Raw genomic sequence first — 18,772 nt, forward strand, 5'->3', positions numbered from 1 at the left:
CAGATCACCAAGGAGCTGATCGAGATCATCTCCGGCGCCGAAGCGATCTGATTGGAACAAAGCCATGTCTGAAGCCGCCACCGCCAAGAAGCCCGCCGCCCGCAAGCCGGCCGCCAAGAAGCCCGCCGCGCCCAAGGCCGCGAAGCCGCAAGCCGCAACCCAGGGCGTCGCCACCGGCAAGCTGGTGCAGATCATCGGCGCTGTCGTCGACGTCGAGTTCGACGGCCACCTGCCGGCGATCATGAACGCCCTGGAGACCACCAACACCGACCAGCGGACGGGCCAGCCCTTCCGCCTCGTGCTCGAGGTGGCCCAGCACCTGGGCGAGAACACCGTGCGCGCCATCGCCATGGACACCACCGAGGGCCTGACCCGCGGCCAGCCCGTGGTCGACACCGGCAGCCCGATCATCGTGCCGGTCGGCCCGGCCACGCTTGGCCGGATCATGAACGTCATCGGCGATCCCATCGACGAAGCCGGCCCGATCAATTCGGCCTACAGCTCGCCGATCCACCGCGAGGCGCCCTCCTTCGCCGAGCAGTCGACCTCGGCCGAAGTGCTGGTCACCGGCATCAAGGTGATCGACCTGCTCTGCCCCTACACCAAGGGCGGCAAGATCGGCCTGTTCGGCGGCGCCGGCGTGGGCAAGACCGTGACCATGCAGGAGCTCATCAACAACATCGCCAAGGCCTACGGCGGTTACTCCGTGCTGGCCGGCGTGGGTGAGCGGACCCGCGAGGGCAACGACCTCTACCACGAGATGATCGAGTCCAACGTGAACGTGGACCCGAAGAAGAACGGCTCGACCGAGGGCTCCAAGTGCGCCCTGGTCTACGGCCAGATGAACGAACCCCCGGGCGCCCGCGCCCGCGTGGCCCTGACCGGCCTGGCCCAGGCGGAGTACTTCCGCGACCAGGAAGGCAAGGACGTGCTGCTGTTCATCGACAACATCTTCCGCTTCACCCAGGCGGGTTCGGAAGTGTCGGCGCTGCTGGGCCGCATCCCCTCGGCCGTGGGCTATCAGCCCACCCTGGCCACCGAGATGGGCAACCTGCAGGAGCGGATCACCTCCACCTCGAAGGGCTCGATCACCTCGGTGCAGGCCATCTACGTGCCCGCCGACGACCTGACCGACCCGGCGCCGGCGACCTCGTTCGCCCACCTGGACGCCACCACCGTGCTGAGCCGCGACATCGCCGCCCAGGGCATCTTCCCGGCCGTGGACCCGCTGGACTCCACCAGCCGGATCATGGACCCGCTGGTGATCGGCGAGGAGCACTACCAGGTCGCCCGCCGCGTGCAGGAGACTCTGCAGCAGTACAAGGCGCTGAAGGACATCATCGCCATCCTGGGCATGGATGAGCTGTCGGAAGAGGACAAGCTGATCGTGGCCCGGGCGCGGAAGATCCAGCGCTTCCTGTCGCAGCCCTTCCACGTGGCCGAGCAGTTCACCAACACGCCCGGCGTGCTGGTCAGCCTGGAAGACACCATCCGCTCGTTCAAGGCGCTGGTGGACGGCGAGTACGATCACCTCCCCGAGCCGGCGTTCTTCAACGTCGGCACCATCGAGGACGCGGTGAAGAAGGCCGAGCAGCTGGCGGCGGAAGCGTAGGACCGATGGCCGAGAAGCTTCACTTCTCCCTGGTTTCGCCGGAACGCGAGCTGTTCGCGGGTCCGGTCGATCAGGTGGACGCGCCCGGCGCCGAAGGCGACTTCGGCGTGCTGGCGGGCCATGGCCCGTTCATGACCGCGCTCAAGGAGGGCCCGGTCCGCGTCCACAACGACGGCAAGGTGACGACGTACGAGGTGCGCGGCGGATTCGCCGACGTGACTCCGGACGGGCTGACGATTCTCGCAGAACATGCAGTGGAAGCCGTCTAGAAGGCATAGTAAATCACTGTCGTAATTTGGTCGCCTTGAGGCCTTGCGCACGGCGCCTCGCTACCGTTTCATGCCGGGCCGTACAGTCAGGGGAGTGTCTATGCGTCTCGTCCTTTCGAGCCTGATCGCCGCCGCCGCGCTGGTCACGGCCGCCCAGGCTCAGGATCCCGCCAGCGCGCCGGCGCCTGCCGAGACCGCTGCGCCGCCGGCCGCGCCCGCCGAGGCCGCCCCGCCCACGGCCGAAGCGCCGGCCGAGCAGGCCGCGCCGGCTCCGCCGCCCGCCGAGGAGCCGCCTCCGCCGCCTCCGCCCCCGCCGCCGCTGCCCACGACGGGCCCCGGCGCCGAGGCGATCTCGATCCTTGAGAAGATCTGCGTGCCCGCGGTTCGCGGCCAAGAGATCGACGACCTGGCCAAGGCCAACGGCTTCAAGAAGAACCGCCGCGACATGACCTGGAGCCGCCGCCTCGGCGACGGCAAGGACAAGAACTACGAAGCCGTGGTCTATCCGCAGGGCAGCAACCAGACGGTCTGCATCGTCGACTTCCACTACCCCATGGGCCAGGACGAGGAAGTCACCAAGGCGCTGAACATCTGGTCGTTCGTGCACCAGCCGCCGCTCGACCCCACCGCCAACTACACCCAGCCGGTCGATCCCGACGGCCTGAAGCGCGTTCGCCGCTCGTGGGAATACCTGACGGCGAACCAGTCGATGGGCCTGAACTTCTCGACCGTGCGCAATCCCGACGGCACCCAGATCAACAAGAACTACGACCTGGGCACCATGCAGTACCAGGAACGCACCTTCTGATGACGCTGGCCGACGCCGGCGGATTGGTCGGCGTCGTCCTGATCCTCGGCGCCTATGCGGGCGCCGCGATGGGCCGGTTGGACGCCAACCGGCCCATTTCTCTTGCCTGCAACTTCGTGGGCGCCAGCCTGATCCTCTGGTCGCTGCTGACCCAGGACTTCAATCTCTCCGCGACGCTTGTGGAGGCCGCCTGGGCGCTGGTGGCCCTGGGCGGGCTGGCACGCTGGGCCTGGCGCGGCCTCAGGCGCTGATCCGCGCCTCGGCGGCGAGCCATTGCAGCGAGGCTTCGGCCACCTGCTCCCAGCCCGTCTCGCCGATCAGCCAGTGGCTCATCCCGGGCATCGGCAGGAAGCTGGCTCCGATCCGGCCCGCCGTCTGGCGCACCGTGGCGGCCGGATGGACGACGTCGCGCTCGCCGGCGACGCAGAGGCCGGGCATCGGCAGCGCCCCCGGGCCGATGCTGGTGGTCATGAACGGATCGAGCCACCAGTTCAGCACCTCGCGCACGGCCCGGCCGCTTTCCGGGCGCAGGCGCGCGATCACCGCGTCGCGGACGGGCGCCGGCGTGCGGTCGAGGCTGTGGCTGCGCATCAGGCCCCGGTCCGGCTCCACCGACCCCATCCAGAACGGATCGGCCAGGTGCACGCCCATGGCCGTGATCGCCTCCTCGATGCTGGAGCCGGGGATGCCCCAGGGGGCCGACGGCGCCAGCAGGACCAGCGCCCGCGCGCGGACCCGCCGGGCCGCGATCTGGCTGACCAGCCCACCCATGGAATGGCCCAGCAGCACCGGCGGTTCGGGCAAGGTCGCGCACAGCCCGACCAGCGCGTTGGCGTAGTCCGACATCGACAGGCCGGCCACGGCGTCGCGTGCGTCACCCTCGGCGTGGCCGGGAAGGTCCGGAGCCAGCACGTCCCAGCCGGCGGCCTCGAACGGCTGGCGGAAGGCCTCGAAGGCCCAGCCTCCGCAGAACGCGCCATGCGTCATCACAACCGTCGGCATTCAGACGTCCACTCCTCGGCGCGGCCGACCTCGCCCGCACAGCCTAGCTCCATGCCCGCCCGTCGCCTGCAGGATTTACGCCGCGGCGGGCTTGCCGGCCGCAAACACGGCGAACGCCTGGGCGACGGTCTCGTAGACCTGCCGCTTGAAGGGCACGATCAGGTCGGGCGCGTCGGCCAGATAGCCCCAGCGCCAGGCGTCGAACTCGGGCGCATGGTGGGCGGCGAGGTCGAACTCGGCCTCCTCGCCATCGAAGCGGAAGGCGAACCAGGCCTGCTTCTGGCCCTTGAAGCCCCGCGCGGCCTTGCCGCCGGCGTAGTCGGGCGGGAAGTCGTAGGTCATCCAGCCGTCGGTCCGGCCCAGGCGGCTCACGGTGACCGCGCCGGTCTCTTCGGTCAGCTCGCGGCGCGCGGCTGCTTCGATGTCTTCGCCGGCGTCGACCCCGCCCTGCGGGAACTGCCAGTTGTGCGGCGGCGGCGTGCCCCGCCGTCGCCCGAACCAGACGCGGCCGTCCGGATGGAAGAGCACGACGCCGACATTGGGACGGTAGTGGGGAAGATCGCTCATCGCTTGCGGGTCATCGAGGAGGCGGGGGCCAGCTGGAAGCCCCTCGTTTCCACCTCATTGGCCCATTTCGCAACCTTCTCCAGGGTGACGGGATAAGCGAAGCCCGATCCCAGCGCCTGGCCGCGCTGCAGGGCGCCGGCCTCCAGCGCTCCGAGCTGCTCGTCGATGGCGGCGCCCGAGAGCTTGTCGTCGATCACCCGTTCGGCCGTGGCGCGGGCCATGCCGCCGCCACGCCGCGCCGCCGAGCCGTCGTCGATGAACGCCAGGCCGCGGCCCCGCACCGAGCTCGCGAAGGCGTTGTAGGCGCCGTCCGAGGCCATGAACCGCGAGCCCAGATAGTTGGTCAGGCCGAAGTAGCCCGTCCCGCGCGAGAGGATCCATTCCAGCCGCTTGACCGTCTCGGGCGGCTGGGCGGCGGCCATCAGGGTGTAGGGGCCGGGATCGTCGTCCGGATAGTCCACCGGCTCCATGGGCGTTTCCAGCAGCACCTCGTGGCCGCGGGCGCGGGCCATGTCGATCCAGCCCTGCAGGCCCTCAGCGTAGACGCTGAACGACAGGGTGATCTCCGGGCGCAGGGTGTCGATGGCCCGGCGCGTGGCGCTGGCGTTCAGGCCCAAGCCGCCGATGACCAGCGCCACCTTGGGCCGGCCATTGGGCTTGAAGGGCCGCGCGTAGACCTCGGCCGGGGTGCGGCCGTCCTGGGCGATGATCGGGAGCGGCCCGCCCGGACCGGGCGTGTAGAAGCCCGCGATCGGCGCCTGGGCGAGGCCGGGGCCTGAATAGACGGGACGCGGCGGCCGCGCGGCCTTGCCGGCGGTGCGCCCGTCCAGCGGGCGCTCCGAGAGCCGAACCACGTCGTGATAGGTGTGGGCCTCCCCGTGCGGCGGCTTGAGCGACTCGCGCCAGCCGGCCGGCGCGCCGCTCAGCGCGCCCTGCAGGGGGATGCGCAGCCGGGTCGGGCCGCTGCCGGGGCCAAGCAGCACCGCCAGCGCCACCACCGCGCCCGCGAACAGGACGCCGGCGCCGGCGAGACCGGCGACGGGGTTCTTGAGCACGGCGCCGAGGTTGATCCGCGGCGCCTTGAACGGCGGCAGGGCGATATTGGCCAAGTCGGAGGCTCCCAGGAGCCCGCAGCCTCGTCGATCGTGGTTAACGCCCGCTTTCCCCCGCTCACGGCCGACGGAACGAAAAAGGGCGGCCCGTGGGCCGCCCTTCCATCCGGCGCTGCGGCCAGGACTATTTCTGCGTCGTTTCCGGCGGCTTGGCCTCGGCGACGCGGGCCTTGCCGACGATCTCGGCCAGCCGCGCCGTGGGCTTGGGCAGCTTGGGCGTGGCCGCCACAGAGCCGTAGTGCAGCACGTCCTCGGCGCGGACGATCTGGAAGTCCTTCTTGGCCTCGTCGAAATCCTCCGGCGGGGCTTCGGCGGGCGTGTGGGCGCCGCGGCGCTCCTTGCCCTCGTCGGCGTTCAGCGCGTTGCGGAACGAGGCCTCGGAGAACTGGTAGCTGCGGTTGGCGATGGCCTGGGCTTCCTCGCGGGTCAGGGCGACCTCGAGGTCGGGCGTGATGCCGGTCTTCTGGATCGAGCGGCCCGACGGCGTGTAGTAGCGCGCCGTGGTCAGCTTCAGCGCCCCGTCGATGCCGCCGCGCAGCGGGATCACGGTCTGCACCGACCCCTTCCCGAAGCTGGTGGTGCCGACGATCTCGGCGCGCTTGCGGTCCTGCAGGGCGCCGGCCACGATCTCGGCGGCCGAGGCCGTGCCCGAGTTGATCAGCACCACGATCGGCAGGCCGCCGGTCACGTCGCCGGCCCGGGCGTTGTAGCGCTCGACGTCGCGCGGATCGCGGCCGCGCTGGCTGACGATCTCGCCGTTCTCCAGGAACAGGTCCGAGACGCCGACCGCCTGGTCGAGCAGGCCGCCGGGATTGTTGCGCAGGTCGAGGACGATGCCCTTCAGCTTGGGATTCTTGGTCCGCAGGTCGTTGATCGCCTGCTCGGTCTCGTCGGTGGTCTTCTCGTTGAAGCTGCCGATCCGCACCACGCCGTAGTCGCCGTCCAGCTTCGCCGTGGCCGACTTGGGCTTGATGACCTCGCGGGTGAGCTTCACGTCGAACGGGTCGGACTTTTCGCGCGCGATGGTCAGGGTGACCGTCTCGCCCGGCTTGCCGCGCATCTGCTTGACCGCGTCGGTCACCGACAGGCCCAGCACGCTCTCGCCGTTCACGGCGGTGATGTAGTCGCCGGCCTTGATCCCGGCCTTGAAGGCGGGGGTGTCGTCCATCGGCGAGATCACCTTCACGACGCCGTCTTCGCTGGTGACCTCGATGCCCAGGCCGCCGTACTCGCCGCGCGTCTGGTCGCGCATGTCGTCGAAGCTCTCGGGATCGAGATAGCCCGAGTGCGGGTCGAGCGAGGTCAGCATGCCGTCGATGGCCGACTGGATCAGCTTGGTGTCGTCGACCTCGGTCACATACTGGTTCTCGACGGTGTTCAGCACGTCGCCGAACAGGCCGAGCATCCGGTAGGTCTTGGCCCGGGGCTGGGCCGAGGCCATCGCCTGCTGGCTGACATAGGCCATGGATCCTGCGCCCAGCACGAACGCCGAGGCGCCGATCAGTAGGTACTTCTTCATGGCCTGCCTCAGTCTCCCTATGCCGGCTTGCGACCGCCTTGTCCGGCAGACCGACGTCGGTTTTAAGGCCGCATCAGCCCGCTTTGTTGTTCAACCCCGGTTCCGCTCCGCCGCCTGGCTGGCAGCCAGCCATCGGGCGGGATCGACGGGCGAACCCTGCTCGCGGACCTCCAGGTAGATCTCGGGGGCCGATTGTCGGCCATCCGGGGCCCATCCGACAGGTTGACCTTCCGCGACGGATTGTCCGACCTGAACCGAGGTTCTGTCGAGACCAGCAAGCACGAGATGGTATCCGCCGGCTAGTCTTAAAATAACGATGACGCCCCAACCCTTTACGGGGCCCACGTATTGGACGAGCCCCGCCGCGGGGCTCACCGCGCGGGCGCCTTTGGCGGTGGCGAAGGTGATGCCGTTCGACCGGCCGCCCCCCGGCAGAGGCGCGCCGAAGCGCCGCACGATCGTCCCTTCCGCCGGCGGCGCCAGCCGCGTCGGCGGGGCGATGAAGGCCGAATTGTCGCTGTCGACCGGGCCCCGCAGCGCCAGGCCGGCGTCGGCGCTGGGCCGCGGCAGCGCGTCGGCCGCACGGCTGTCGGCCTCGAACAGCGCCTCGCTCTGCACGGCGGCCAGCCGGCGTTGTCGCATCACCTCGCTGGCGCCCTGCGCATAGGCCTGTGCGCGGGCCTGCAACTCGGGCGTGATGGCCTTGACGAGGATCGCCGCGCGGACGGCGTCGCGGGCGTCGTCCGGCGACACCAGCAGGGCCGGCGGCGGGTCGCGCTTGAGCTGCTCCAGCACCGACAGCAGCCGGGCGAGCCGATGCATGTTGAGGCCCTGGTCGACCGACAGCTCGGTCTCCGCGGCGTTCAGCCGCGCCAGCCGCGGCGTCGTGGCGGCGAGCGCCGCGGCGCCCGCCGCCAGCACCAGGGCGCCCGCCGCCGTCATGAGAAGAATCCGTCGCATCAGTCGCGATGATACGGCGATCCGGCCAGAATCGAGACCGCCCGCCAGATCTGTTCGGCCAGCATCGCGCGGGCCAGCGCGTGCGGCCAGGTCTGCGGCCCGAACGCCAGCACCCCCTGGGCCTCGCGCACCAGTCCGGGATCGAGGCCGTCGGCGCCGCCGATCAGGAACACCAGCCGCCGCGCCCCGCCGTCGCGGAGCCGGCCGATCTCCCCGGCGAACTCGCGCGAGCCCCGCGCCTTTCCGCGCTCGTCGCAGGCGATCACGTGGCTGTCGGCCAAGTGGGGACGCAACGCCTCGGCCTCGGCCGCCTTGCCGGGCTTGCGCGCCTCGACCTCCACCACCTCCACCGGACCCAGGCCCAGCGAGCGCCCAGCCGCGGTCGCCCGCTCCACATAGGTCCGGACCAGCTCGGTCTCGGGGGAGCGGGCCAGGCGGCCGATGGCGACGATCGCGATTCTCACAGGTTTGGCAGTAGGCCGAAACGCGTGGCGAAGCGATCCCGCCGTCTCGATCCGAGTCGCCGGGCGTTGTTCCCAAGCCTCAATCGGCGGGCCAGTATTCCGCGGCGCGCGCCCTGACCTGCTGGCTCTCCACGGGCAGGAGCAGCCCCGCGGCTTCCAGCTTTGCGACGGCGTCGTTCCAGGACGCCAGGAAATGGCGCCTGTCGCCATGCTGTTCGATCATGCGCTGGCGATCGAACAGGACACTGCGCCCCAGCAGCGCGTTCGCCGGGGGCAGCCCCGCGGAATGGACGCCGATCGCCGCTGCGACCTCGGGCGGGCGGATGCCGCCGATGACGTTCCCCACATCATCGAGGGCGTATGAAGGGTGGGAGCCGGAGAGGTCGATCGTCAGAGGCTCGAAGCGTGGGGGCTCTGCGCCATCCCTGATCCACCGCGCCAGAAACCGGATCGCGGCGTCCGAAGCATATCCCCATTCGACCACATTGCGCGTGCTCGGCGCGGGTCCGCCGTCGACAACGCCATCCCGCTTTCCCGCAACATCCTTCATATGCGTCGCGGAAGGCGGGGCATGCGGCGCCCCGGCGATTTCCCACGTGCGGAAGCTGGCCGTATCCGGCTGCCGGGCGCGATAGTGCATCAACGCCTCGGCTTGCGTATCCACGACCAAGACTGGCGCGTCGCCCCTGTCCGCAATCTGGCTCCAAGCGGCGTTGCGGCCACCTCCGGCGATGTCGAAAAGACTGATGAGGCTGCGCTCTTCAAAGGGAGGGGCGACGCCGAAGTGAGACAGCAGCAGGTAGCCGTCGAAGACCCTGCGGTGCGAATGAACGCCGTTGATGAAGGTGGCGAGCCTCAGGGCGGATTGCGATCCGCCAAGGGCGATGACCGTCTCCGTCTTGAGGTTGGCGAGCGGTCCGCCCGGCGCCTGGGCCGAACGCCCAAGGGCGGCGGAAACGGCGGTGGCGAAGATATCGTAGGAAAAGGCGTCTCCGGGATGGTCGAGAGCGCCGTAGCGGGCGTTGTCCCATTGCCGCAGCCCGTACTGCGCCTTGCCGGCGCCGCCGTTTATTCCGTCCGCCTGCGCCGACACGGCCATCCAGGCGTACCCGCCCAAGATCGCGTCTGTCGGCCAGCCGTTTTCATAGCCGGCGGAAACGTTCTGCCAGTGCGCCAGCAGCACGCCGTTGTATTTGGCCGGGTCGGATGGCCGAGCGACGAAAATGCGCGTGGTGAAGGGCGCCGTCTGGTCGGCCTGGGTGGTCCAGTCGCCGTCGAATGTGGCGGTTTCACCGTCTGCGAGCCTGAAAGACCTGGCTGCGCCCGAGACGAAGAACTCTTCGATGACATAGCCGGCCGCCGCCAGGTCGATGACCGGAGCGCGGTATATCCAGCCCTTGTCGCCCCCGGTGACAGGACCGACGACGGTCGCATTCGCGGCGTTCCTGCGAGCCGGCGGCCTGGAGGGGATCGACGCACATGACGTCGCGAATATTGGCGCAATCAGCGCGGCCGATCCGGTGAGCAGTGCCTGACGTCGGCCGCGGCTCAATTTCATACGCTCGTCTCCCCTTGGCGCCAGATCGCGGTAATAGGTCGCGAAGGCCCGCCGCTCAACGCGCCGCGAAGCGACGACAAGATTGACCTCTCCCCCCAGGCGCAGCCTCGGAGAGGATCGCTATGCCACCAGCATCTGCTCGGCGATCTGCACGGCGTTGAGCGCCGCGCCCTTCAGGAGCTGGTCGCCCGCCAGGAACATCGCCACCGAGCGGCCGGAGGGGTCGCCCAGGTCGCGGCGGATGCGGCCGGCCAGCACGTCGCCCTGCCCCTGCGCCTCGACCGGCATCGGGAAATGGTTGGCCTCGCGGTCGTCGATCACGCGCACGCCGGCGGCCTCCTCCAGGCACTCGCGCACGGCCGACGGTGGCACCGGGGCGTCGAACTCGGCGGTCACCGCCAGGGCGTGGGCGCGCAGCACGGGCACGCGAACGCAGGTGACGCCCACGGGCAGGTTGGCCGCCCCCAGGATCCGCCGGGTCTCGGCCATCACCTTGCTCTCCTCGCCGTTGTAGCCGGTCAGAGGATCGACCGCGTCGTTGTGGCTGAAGACGTTGAAAGCGTAGGGGTGGCGGAAGACCTGCGGCTCGAACGGCCGGCCGTCGAGGAAGGCGCGCGTGGAGTCCAGCAGCTCCTGCATGGCCGGGGCGCCGGCGCCCGACGCGGCCTGATAGGTGGCCACCTGCAGCCGCCGCAGGCCGAAGCGGCGCTGGAGCGGGGCGACCGCGACGCACAGGATGATCGCGGTGCAGTTAGGGTTAGCGACGACGCCGCGGCTCCAGGTCAGGCTCTCCAGGTTCACCTCCGGCACCACCAGCGGGCAGTCGGGGTCCATCCGGAAGGCCGAGGAATTGTCGATCACCACCGCGCCGGCCGCGCGGGCCAGGGGCGCGTAGGTCCGGGCCGTGTCGGCGTCGGCGGCGAACAAGGCGAGGTCCACGCCCGCGAAGCTGTCCTCGCCCAGGGCCTGCACCTCGACCGGCGCGCCCCGAAAGGTCATCGCCCGGCCGGCGGAGCGGGCCGACGCCAGGAGCCGGAGGCCGGCGGCGGGGAAGTCGCGTTCCTCCAGGCAGCGGATCAGCTCGGCGCCCACGGCGCCGGTCGCGCCCACGATGGCCACCGTGGGATTTCGCAGGGATCGGTAGGAAGGCTGGGTCAGCATGGCGGGGTCCTCTTGATGTTGAGGCCCGGCGGCGAGGGGTTCGTTCAACGAAAAAGCCCCGCCGGTCGGGCGGGGCTTTTCGGAAAGTTGCGCTCTGGATCCTTAACCGCGCGCACCCGCCGACGCCCCGCCGAGGCGGGTCGTTTTGCGGATAATCATGGTCATGGTCGCGAGCATCGCGACGGCCACTACAGGGTTCGAGCGCCGCTGTAAATCCCGGCTACAGCGGCGGCGGGGCGACGAAACCGCCGAACTCCCGCTCCAGCAGGCCCGCGAAGGCGATCGTCGTGCGGTCCTCCAGATAGGGTCCGATCACCTGCACGCTCATGGGCAGTCCGCCGCGCGTGAGCCCGATAGGGCAGGCGGTGGCCGGCAGGTTGGGCAGCAGCGCGACGCCCGGCCAGGCGATCTGGGAGAAGTAGGGCGTGGTCTGGCCGTTGATCACGTGGATGCGCTTCTGCTGGTCGGGCTCGTCGTCGTGCGGGAAGGCCGTGACGCCGAAGGTGGGGGCGAGCACCACGTCGAATTCCTCGAAGAACTCCGACCAGCGGCGGCGGAACGCGACCTGGGCGTCGAGCAGGTTCATCCACTCGTGGGCGTTGACTGGGGTGGCGCCGGGCGCGCCGCGCGTCATCGCCGCGTTCAGCAAGCCCAGATAGACGCCGTGCTGGCCGGCGAGGTCGGGCAGCAGGTCGCTGGCGCGGCTGACCCGGGCGCCGAGCGCGTCCAGATTTCCGGCCAGGACGTCGATGGCCGAGCGGATCTCGTCATCGACGGCGGCGGCCGGATGCTGGTCGATCACCAGCATCCGATAGTCGGCGAGTTCGGCATGCCGCGGCGGCGGAAGCGCCAGCTTGTAGCCCTTGGCCTCGTCAGGCTCGGGTCCGGCCACGACGTCGAGCGCCAGCGCCAGGTCTGACGCGCTGCGCGCCAGGGGTCCCACGACGGCCATCACCACGCCGCCGCCGTCCAGGCCGGGCGGGGAATGGCCCCGGAGCGGCACGAGGTCGTAGCTGGGCTTGTGGCCATAGACCCCGCAGAACGCCGCCGGCACGCGGATCGAGCCGCCGATGTCCGAGCCCAGCTCCAGCGGGATCATGCCGGCCGCCAGCGCGGCGGCGCTGCCGCCCGACGAGCCGCCGGGCGAGCGATCCAGGTTCCACGGATTGCGCGTGCGGCCGTAGACGGGATTGTGGCTCTGCCAGTCGGCCAGGAACGGCGGGACGTTGGTCTTGCCCAGGATCACCGCGCCGGCCGCCTTGAGACGGGCCACGGGCACGGAGTCCTTGTCGGCCGTCCAGCCGCCGAAGGCCGGGCTGCCCCACGTGGTGGGCAAACCCTCGACGTTGTTGGATTCCTTGACGGTCATCGGCACGCCCAGCAACGGGCCTCGCTCGCCGCGCGCCAGGGCCGCGTCGGCGGCACGCGCCCGATCGCGCGCCCGGTCGAAGTCACGGACCACCACGGCGTTGATGGCCCCGTCGCGGGCTTCGATGCGGGCGATCGCGGCGTCCGTCAGCTCGGCGGCGCTGACCTTGCGCGCGGCCAGAGCCGCGGCGAGATCGCCGGCGCCGAGGTCCAGCAGGTCGCGGCTCAGGGTTTCAGACATGGTTTCCTCCGTTGGGCGCATGGCGCCAAACGGACAGCGTGATGTCCAGTCACGATCCGAGGCCCCACGAAACGGGGCGCGCGCCCTAGATCGCGGCGCGGTTCGCCGGCGGCTCGACCGACCAGATCTTCTCGATGTTGTAGAACGCGCGGACCTCGGGCCGGAACAGGTGGACGATGACGTCGCCGGCGTCGATCAGCACCCAGTCGGCGCTGGGCATGCCCTCCACGCGGCACCGGCCGAGGCCGGCCTCCTTCAGGGCGCGCAGCAGATGGTCGGCCATGGCGCCCACGTGCCGCTGCGAGCGGCCCGACGCCACGATCAGCCCGTCTGCGACGGGGCTCTTGCCCTTCAGGTCGATGAAGACGACGTCCTGGGCCTTGTCATCGTCCAGCCGCGAGAGGATCAGGTCCTCCACGGCGGTGATACGGCCCTCGTCGGAGGGAGAGGCTCCGGCGTCGGCCGGGGCCTCCTGCGCCAGGCTCGGGGCGAGCCCTTCGGGCGCGGGTTTACGGGTCAGCGGGGTGCTCCTTTGGTGTCCACGCGTCTTGCAGCCTACCACAGGCAAGGGCCGCGGTCAGCCGCCTCGCGCGGACCTCACGCCGCAGCCCGGCGCATGCGTTCCCGCAGGGCCGTCGAGGACTGGAAATTGAGGGGTCCGCGCAGGAACACCCAGGCCGGCGCCGTCGCCCCCGGCAGGCTGCCGGCGTGCATGGACGAGCGGCGGAACCTCGCGAAGCGGCGCGCGGCCGGCGAGAAGCGGCTGCGCAGCGCGATCCATGGCCGGGAGACCACCGCCACCGGCACCTCGCGCATGATCTGGGTCCAGCCCTTCCAGCGGTGGAACGAGGCCAGGCTGTCGGCCCCCATCACCCAGACGAACTCCACCCCGGGAAAGCGCGCCTTGAGCGAGCGGATGGTGTCGATGGTGTAGGCCGAGCCCAGGCGGGTCTCCACGTCCGAGACGATCATGCCCGGGCCCTGGGCGAAGCGACTCGCCCCCGCCATGCGCTCGGCGAGGCTGGCCGTCTCGCGGCTCGACTTCAGGGGGTTCTGCGGGGAGACCAGCCAGATCACCCGGTCCAGGCCCATGCGCCGGCGCGCCGTCTCGGCCACGTGGGCGTGGCCTTCGTGCGCCGGGTTGAACGAGCCGCCGAAAAGGCCCACCCGCATCCCGGGCTCGAGGTGGAAGCCCGGCCGCAACGCCCGCGGACGGCCGGCGGCGGGGGCGCGGCGCGCCGGGCCTGCAAACCACATGCGACGGATCAGCCTGCGCGCGGCGGGGTGGGCTGGCCCCCGCGGTCGAGATCGAGGTCGGCCTGGCGGACGCGGGCGCGCACCGTGAAGACGCCGTCGCCGGCGAGCACGCCGCCGCGGGCGAACAGGCGGCCGTGCTGCCAGTTCGACAGGCCAAGCTCCGGCCGGTTCAGCGCGTACTGGCCGTCCACCCAGCGGGTGAAGCCGTCGCCCACGAAGGGCGCGTCGACCGTCGCGTAGAAGCGTTCGTGGGCGGCCGGATCCTGCGAGATCAGGGTCGCGGCGAAGCGGGGGCTGAGCGCGTTGAACAGCGCCACGGCCTCGGCCGTATCGGCCACCACCTTGAGGCTGACCTCGGGGGCCTCCTCCCACTCCCATTCGCGGCCGAGGTCGGCGTCGGCGATGGGCTCGGCCAGCGCCTCCTCCACCGGGCCTTCGGCGCGGATCACCGTGGACCGGCCCGTACGCCAGGCCTCGGGCAGGCGCGCGAAGTCGGCCTCGGCCACGTGCAGCTTGGCGCCGCGCCGCCGTTCGCCCGCGCGCGCCAGCGCCTCCAGGAACACCGGGACCAGATCGCCAGCCCGGCTCTCGACGATGCAGCAGACGTTCAGCGTGTTGCAGACCTTGCGGTCCAGCGAATGGAAGACCGCGGCGTAGAACCGCTCGGGGTCTGCGGTCTCGTCGGCCACCAGCCAGGCGCCGCCCGTGCCGTGCAGGCTGACGGGCGTGCCGGCCTGGCGGGCGATGGCGCCCAGCTGGGCCACCGCCGGGCCCGAACCGCGCGCCACGGCCAGGGCCAGCCGGGCGTCGCCGAACATCGCCCAGCCGGCCGCGTGGGCCGCCGAATCCACCAGCACCGCGGCGCCTTCGGGCAAACCGGCCTCGGCCAGGGCCGGGTCCAGCGCCTCGGCCACGATCGCGCGCGCCGTGCCCAGGGCGTCGGAACCGATGCGGAAGACCACGGTGTTGCCCGCCCGGATCACGCCGCAGGCGTCGGCGAACACGTTGGGGCGGCCCTCGAAGACGAAGCCCACCACGCCCAGCGGCGCGGTCAGCTGCTCCACCGACCAGCCCTGGTGGTCGATCCGTTCGATGCGGCGGCCGCGCGGCGGTTTGGCGTCGCGCCAGGCGCGCAGGCCGGCGATCATGTCGGCGCGCATGGCCTCGGAGGCGATCAGCCGGGTCGTCGAGCGGCCCCTGGCGCGGGCGGCCTCGACGTCGGCGGCGTTGGCCGCGGCGATGGCGCCCCAGGCCGCCTCGTCCTCCAGCCGGCGCGCGAAGGCTTCGAAAAAGGTGGTGATGGCGACGTCGGCCACCTCGCCCATGCGGGCGAAGGCGGCGGCGGCGCGGCCCACGGCCGAGGCGGCGGCCTGCGCCTCGGCGGCCGGGATGCGCAGCAGGTCGCCGGCGTCCTGCACCACCACGAGACGATCGCCGGGCCGGAACGTGGCGGCCAAGTCGGCGTCCACATAGGCCACGCGGTCGCCGCCGAACGGGATCGCCTGGCCCGGCGCGAGCGCTTCCAGCCGCCCGGTGCGGGCGGCCTGCGCGGCCTTGGCTGACGTCCCGTCGTCCACGGGGACCCCCATTTGCTCAGTCTGAGCTTTACCTAGTGCGTAGGGGCGTGGGCCGCCAGCGCCAAGTCGTCGGCGTGGACGACCGGCCCGGAGGTGTAGCCCAGCTCCGCCTCGATGGCGTCGGACTTCAGCCCGCAGATGCGGGCGGCGTGCTCGGCCATGTAGCGGACGAGGCCGCGGGCGATCTCGCGGCCGGCCTCGTCGCGGATCACCACCGCGTCGCCCTTGTCGAAACGGCCGTCCACGGCGCGCACGCCGGCGGCCAGCAGGCTCTTGCCCCGACGCACGGCGGCGGCGGCGCCGGCGTCGACGGTGAGCGCGCCGGCCGGGGCCAGGGAGCCGGCGATCCAGGCCTTGTAGGCGGCCGCGGGCGTGGTGGCGGGCTCGATCACGGTGCAGGCCGCGCCGGCCTCCAGCGCCGCCAGAGGTCCCGGCCGCTCGCCCAGGGTGATGGTGGTCGCGCAGCCGGCGGCCGAGGCGATGCGCGCGGCCTCCAGCTTCGTGGCCATGCCGCCCGTGCCGACCCCGGCCGCCGCATTGGCGCCGCCGGCCATGGCCTCGATCTCCGGCGTCAGCCGGGCGATGCGCGGCACCAGCTTCGCGGACGGGTCGCGCCGGGGGTCGGCGGTGTAGAGGCCCTCGACGTCCGACAGCAGGATCAGCGACTCGGCGCCGACGAGCTGGGCCACCCGGGCCGACAGCCGGTCGTTGTCGCCGACCCGGATCTCCTCGGTGACGACGGTGTCGTTCTCGTTGATGACCGGCGTGACGCCCAGCGACAGCAGGGTTTCGACCGTGGCGCGGGCGTTCAGCCAGCGGCGGCGCACCTCGGTGTCGTCGCGGGTCAGCAGCACCTGGGCGCACGAGACGCCCAGCGGCCCCAGGGCCTCCTCCCACGCCCGCATCAGCGCCGACTGCCCGGCGGCGGCGGCGGCCTGCTTCTCGGGCAGGCTCAGCGCGCGGCGGCCCAGGCCCAGCCGCCGGCGCCCCAGCGCCACGGCGCCCGACGAGACGATCAGCACCTGCTGGCCCCGCGCCCGCATCCGCGCCACGTCGGCGGCGAAGCCCGCCAGCCATTCGCCATGGGCGGCGCCGTCGGGCCCGACCAGCAGCGCCGAGCCCACCTTGACCACCACCCGCCGGGCGACGGCGATCTGGCTCACGGCGTCCAGCCCTCGGGTTCGGACGATTCCGCGGCCGCCTCGGCCTTGCGCTGGCGGACCAGGGCATAGGCTTCGCGCAGCAGCTCGGTCACGCCCATGCCGGCGGCCCCCGACACCAGCCGCACAGGCACGCCCGCGGCGGCCGAGAGTTCGGCGGCCCGCGCGGCCCGTGTCTCCTCGTCCAGGGCGTCGATCTTGTTCAGCGCCAGGATCTCGGGCTTGTCCTCCAGCCCCTCGCCATAGGCCTCCAATTCGTGGCGCACCGTCTTCCAGGCCTTGGCCACGTCGTCCTGCGTGCCATCCACGAGATGGACCAGCACCGCCGTGCGCTCCACATGCCCCAGGAACCGCGTGCCGATCCCCGCGCCCTCGCTGGCGCCTTCGATCAGGCCCGGGATGTCGGCCAGCACGAACCTCTCCCCGGCCGACAGGTCCACCATGCCGAGGTTCGGCGCGAGCGTCGTGAAGGGGTAGTCGGCGATCTTTGGCTTCGCGGCGCTGGCGGCCGCCAGGAAGGTGCTCTTGCCCGCGTTCGGCAAACCGACAAGCCCAACGTCCGCTATAAGCTTTAGTCTTAGCCAGATGGCGCGTTCCTCGCCGTCCTGGCCGGGGTTGGCGTGGCGGGGGGCCTGGTTCACCGGGCCCTTGAAGTGGGTGTTGCCGAAGCCGCCGTTGCCGCCGCGGCAGAGCTGGTAGCGCTGGCCGGCGGCCTCCAGGTCGACGATCAGCTCCTTGTCCTCGTCCAGCACCTCGGTGCCGACGGGCACCTTCAGCACCACGTCGGCCCCGGCGGCGCCGTGGCGGTTGCGCCCCATGCCGTGGACGCCGGTCCCGGCCTTGAAGTGCTGCTGGTAGCGGTAGTCGATCAGGGTGTTCAGCCCCTCGACCGCCTCGACCCACACGTCGCCGCCGCGCCCGCCGTCGCCGCCGTCGGGCCCGCCGTACTCGATGTACTTCTCGCGGCGGAACGAAACGGCCCCGCCGCCGCCGTTGCCGCTCCGCACATACACCTTGACCTGGTCGAGGAACTTCATCGCCGCTGCGCTTACCAGCCTTAGGCCAACCAGACCATCATGCGCGTCGGCACGGCCTCGCCGCCGCGGGCGGCGCAGGGGCGCGCCACCACGTCGCCGGTGTAGAGGAAGCCGGCCTTGCACAGCACCTGGCCCGAGGCCCGGTTGTCGGCGAAGTGCCCCGCCCACACCACGTTCCGGCGCCATTCGGCCCGCGCCCAGCCGAGGGCGGCCGAGGCCGCCTCGGTGGCGTAGCCGCGGCCCCAGAACGGGCGGCCGATCCAGTAGCCCAGCTCCATCCGGCCCGCGGCGGGCTCGTCGAACACCAGCATGCCGATGAAACCGAACTGCCGGTGCTCGATGGCGAACACCGCCTCGTCGCGCGGATCGGCCCGCTCGGCCTTGCCCAGCCAGTCGCGGGCGTCGGCCAGGCCGTAGGGATACGGCATCGATGTGGTCATGCGGGCCACGCCGGGGTCGTTGGCCAGTTCGGCCACCGCCGGCGCATCGGCCATCACGGGCGCGCGCAGGAGCAGCCGCTCGGTCGCCACGACCGGCCGGGTTTCAGTGGAGCGCCCCCTTGGGGGCTCGACCTCGATCGCACACATCTTCTTGCCTCCCGGGCTTCTTGGGCGCCTTCAGGTGAAGTGGGATCCGGTTCACCGCCCGGAAGGCGCCCCACTCGAAGTGGAGCGCAGTCGGACGCAAAACCGGTGGCCACTTTTGCTGACTGCGTTCAGCCGAAGCCCAAAACGAAAAGCGGGGGAGTCCGGCGTCCGGTCTCCCCCGCTCGGGTATCGTCTCTCCGGTCCGCCTTTTTGTTCAGGAACAGGCGGAAACCGGGTTGGGAGGTTTCAGCCTATTTGGGGTTCTGGGCCTCGGCCGGAACCACCGTCGCGTAGGTGCGGTCGTTGCGCTTGGTCACGAACTTCACCGCACCGGTCACGAGCGCGAAGAGGGTATGGTCCTTGCCCATGCCCACGCCGTCGCCCGGCCAGAACTTGGTGCCGCGCTGACGCACGATGATCGAGCCGGCGTTGATGGCTTCGCCGCCGAACTTCTTCACGCCGAGACGGCGGCCCGCGGAATCGCGCCCGTTGCGCGAGGAGCCGCCGGATTTC

20 protein-coding genes are annotated in these 18,772 nt (G+C 71.3%); 4 read left to right on the forward strand and 16 right to left on the reverse strand.

Translation table 11 applies throughout. From position 1 onward, the window contains the following. Positions 1–64: 64 nt before the first annotated feature. The 4 genes from atpD to GC203_RS23055 all read left to right on the forward strand — a co-directional run bounded on the left by atpD (position 65) and on the right by GC203_RS23055 (position 2,940). Positions 65–1,612, forward strand: coding sequence for a F0F1 ATP synthase subunit beta (gene atpD / locus GC203_RS23040; RefSeq protein ID WP_293459266.1), 1,548 nt, complete (start codon positions 65–67; stop codon positions 1,610–1,612). Between the two features lie 5 nt (positions 1,613–1,617). Continuing rightward, positions 1,618–1,881: an ATP synthase F1 subunit epsilon gene (locus GC203_RS23045; protein WP_293459268.1), complete on the forward strand. Its 264-nt coding sequence runs from the start codon at positions 1,618–1,620 to the stop codon at positions 1,879–1,881. A 100-nt stretch (positions 1,882–1,981) separates the two neighbouring features. Next, positions 1,982–2,689: a hypothetical protein gene (locus tag GC203_RS23050; protein WP_293459270.1), complete on the forward strand. Its 708-nt coding sequence runs from the start codon at positions 1,982–1,984 to the stop codon at positions 2,687–2,689. Continuing rightward, the gene (locus tag GC203_RS23055; RefSeq protein ID WP_293459272.1) at positions 2,689–2,940 is read left to right on the forward strand and encodes a hypothetical protein; all 252 of its coding nucleotides are present in this window, start codon (positions 2,689–2,691) and stop codon (positions 2,938–2,940) included. Before GC203_RS23050 ends, GC203_RS23055 begins: the two co-directional genes overlap by 1 nt. Here the strand turns inward: GC203_RS23055 and GC203_RS23060 are convergent. From GC203_RS23060 to rpmA, 16 genes are all read right to left on the reverse strand, one after another. Beyond that, positions 2,930–3,691: an alpha/beta hydrolase gene (locus tag GC203_RS23060; protein ID WP_293459273.1), complete on the reverse strand. Its 762-nt coding sequence runs from the start codon at positions 3,689–3,691 to the stop codon at positions 2,930–2,932. The two genes, GC203_RS23055 and GC203_RS23060, sit on opposite strands and share 11 nt — an antisense overlap. 75 nt (positions 3,692–3,766) lie before the next feature. Continuing rightward, a complete protein-coding gene (locus GC203_RS23065) occupies positions 3,767–4,258 on the reverse strand; it encodes an RNA pyrophosphohydrolase (protein WP_293459274.1) in 492 nt (163 codons plus the stop codon). Next, positions 4,255–5,367 (reverse strand): divergent polysaccharide deacetylase family protein, encoded by a 1,113-nt coding sequence (locus tag GC203_RS23070; protein WP_293459275.1) that lies wholly within the window; start codon positions 5,365–5,367, stop codon positions 4,255–4,257. Before GC203_RS23070 ends, GC203_RS23065 begins: the two co-directional genes overlap by 4 nt. A 127-nt stretch (positions 5,368–5,494) precedes the next feature. Continuing rightward, on the reverse strand, positions 5,495–6,889 hold the full coding sequence (locus GC203_RS23075) for a S41 family peptidase (RefSeq protein ID WP_293459277.1): 1,395 nt from the start codon (positions 6,887–6,889) through the stop codon (positions 5,495–5,497). A gap of 90 nt (positions 6,890–6,979) precedes the next feature. After that, entirely contained in the window at positions 6,980–7,849 is an 870-nt protein-coding gene (locus GC203_RS23080) for a peptidoglycan DD-metalloendopeptidase family protein (RefSeq protein ID WP_293459279.1), read from the reverse strand. Further along, a complete protein-coding gene (rlmH, locus tag GC203_RS23085; protein ID WP_293459280.1) occupies positions 7,849–8,313 on the reverse strand; it encodes a 23S rRNA (pseudouridine(1915)-N(3))-methyltransferase RlmH in 465 nt (154 codons plus the stop codon). The genes GC203_RS23080 and rlmH overlap by 1 nt, the downstream gene beginning before the upstream one ends. 79 nt (positions 8,314–8,392) lie before the next feature. Next, the gene (locus GC203_RS23090; protein ID WP_293459281.1) at positions 8,393–9,871 is read right to left on the reverse strand and encodes an alpha/beta hydrolase domain-containing protein; all 1,479 of its coding nucleotides are present in this window, start codon (positions 9,869–9,871) and stop codon (positions 8,393–8,395) included. Between the two features lie 120 nt (positions 9,872–9,991). After that, entirely contained in the window at positions 9,992–11,032 is a 1,041-nt protein-coding gene (locus tag GC203_RS23095) for an aspartate-semialdehyde dehydrogenase (protein ID WP_293459283.1), read from the reverse strand. A gap of 220 nt (positions 11,033–11,252) precedes the next feature. Continuing rightward, positions 11,253–12,641: an amidase family protein gene (locus tag GC203_RS23100; RefSeq protein WP_293459284.1), complete on the reverse strand. Its 1,389-nt coding sequence runs from the start codon at positions 12,639–12,641 to the stop codon at positions 11,253–11,255. 85 nt (positions 12,642–12,726) lie between these two features. Then, positions 12,727–13,122, reverse strand: coding sequence for a ribosome silencing factor (gene rsfS / locus GC203_RS23105; protein WP_293459293.1), 396 nt, complete (start codon positions 13,120–13,122; stop codon positions 12,727–12,729). Between the two features lie 116 nt (positions 13,123–13,238). Beyond that, complete coding sequence (locus GC203_RS23110) at positions 13,239–13,898, reverse strand: nicotinate-nucleotide adenylyltransferase (protein ID WP_293459285.1); 660 nt, start codon at positions 13,896–13,898, stop codon at positions 13,239–13,241. An 8-nt stretch (positions 13,899–13,906) separates the two neighbouring features. Beyond that, positions 13,907–15,475, reverse strand: coding sequence for an aldehyde dehydrogenase family protein (locus tag GC203_RS23115; RefSeq protein WP_293459286.1), 1,569 nt, complete (start codon positions 15,473–15,475; stop codon positions 13,907–13,909). 32 nt (positions 15,476–15,507) lie between these two features. Then, a complete protein-coding gene (gene proB / locus GC203_RS23120) occupies positions 15,508–16,638 on the reverse strand; it encodes a glutamate 5-kinase (protein WP_293459288.1) in 1,131 nt (376 codons plus the stop codon). Next, positions 16,635–17,672: a GTPase ObgE gene (gene obgE / locus GC203_RS23125; RefSeq protein WP_293459290.1), complete on the reverse strand. Its 1,038-nt coding sequence runs from the start codon at positions 17,670–17,672 to the stop codon at positions 16,635–16,637. Before obgE ends, proB begins: the two co-directional genes overlap by 4 nt. A 20-nt stretch (positions 17,673–17,692) precedes the next feature. After that, positions 17,693–18,259, reverse strand: coding sequence for a GNAT family N-acetyltransferase (locus GC203_RS23130; protein ID WP_293459291.1), 567 nt, complete (start codon positions 18,257–18,259; stop codon positions 17,693–17,695). Between the two features lie 251 nt (positions 18,260–18,510). Next, the coding region (rpmA, locus tag GC203_RS23135) for a 50S ribosomal protein L27 (RefSeq protein WP_293459292.1) at positions 18,511–18,772 on the reverse strand (262 nt) is incomplete at its 5' end.

Origin of the sequence: Phenylobacterium sp., assembly GCF_016124325.1 — a bacterium.
Lineage (GTDB): Bacteria > Pseudomonadota > Alphaproteobacteria > Caulobacterales > Caulobacteraceae > Phenylobacterium.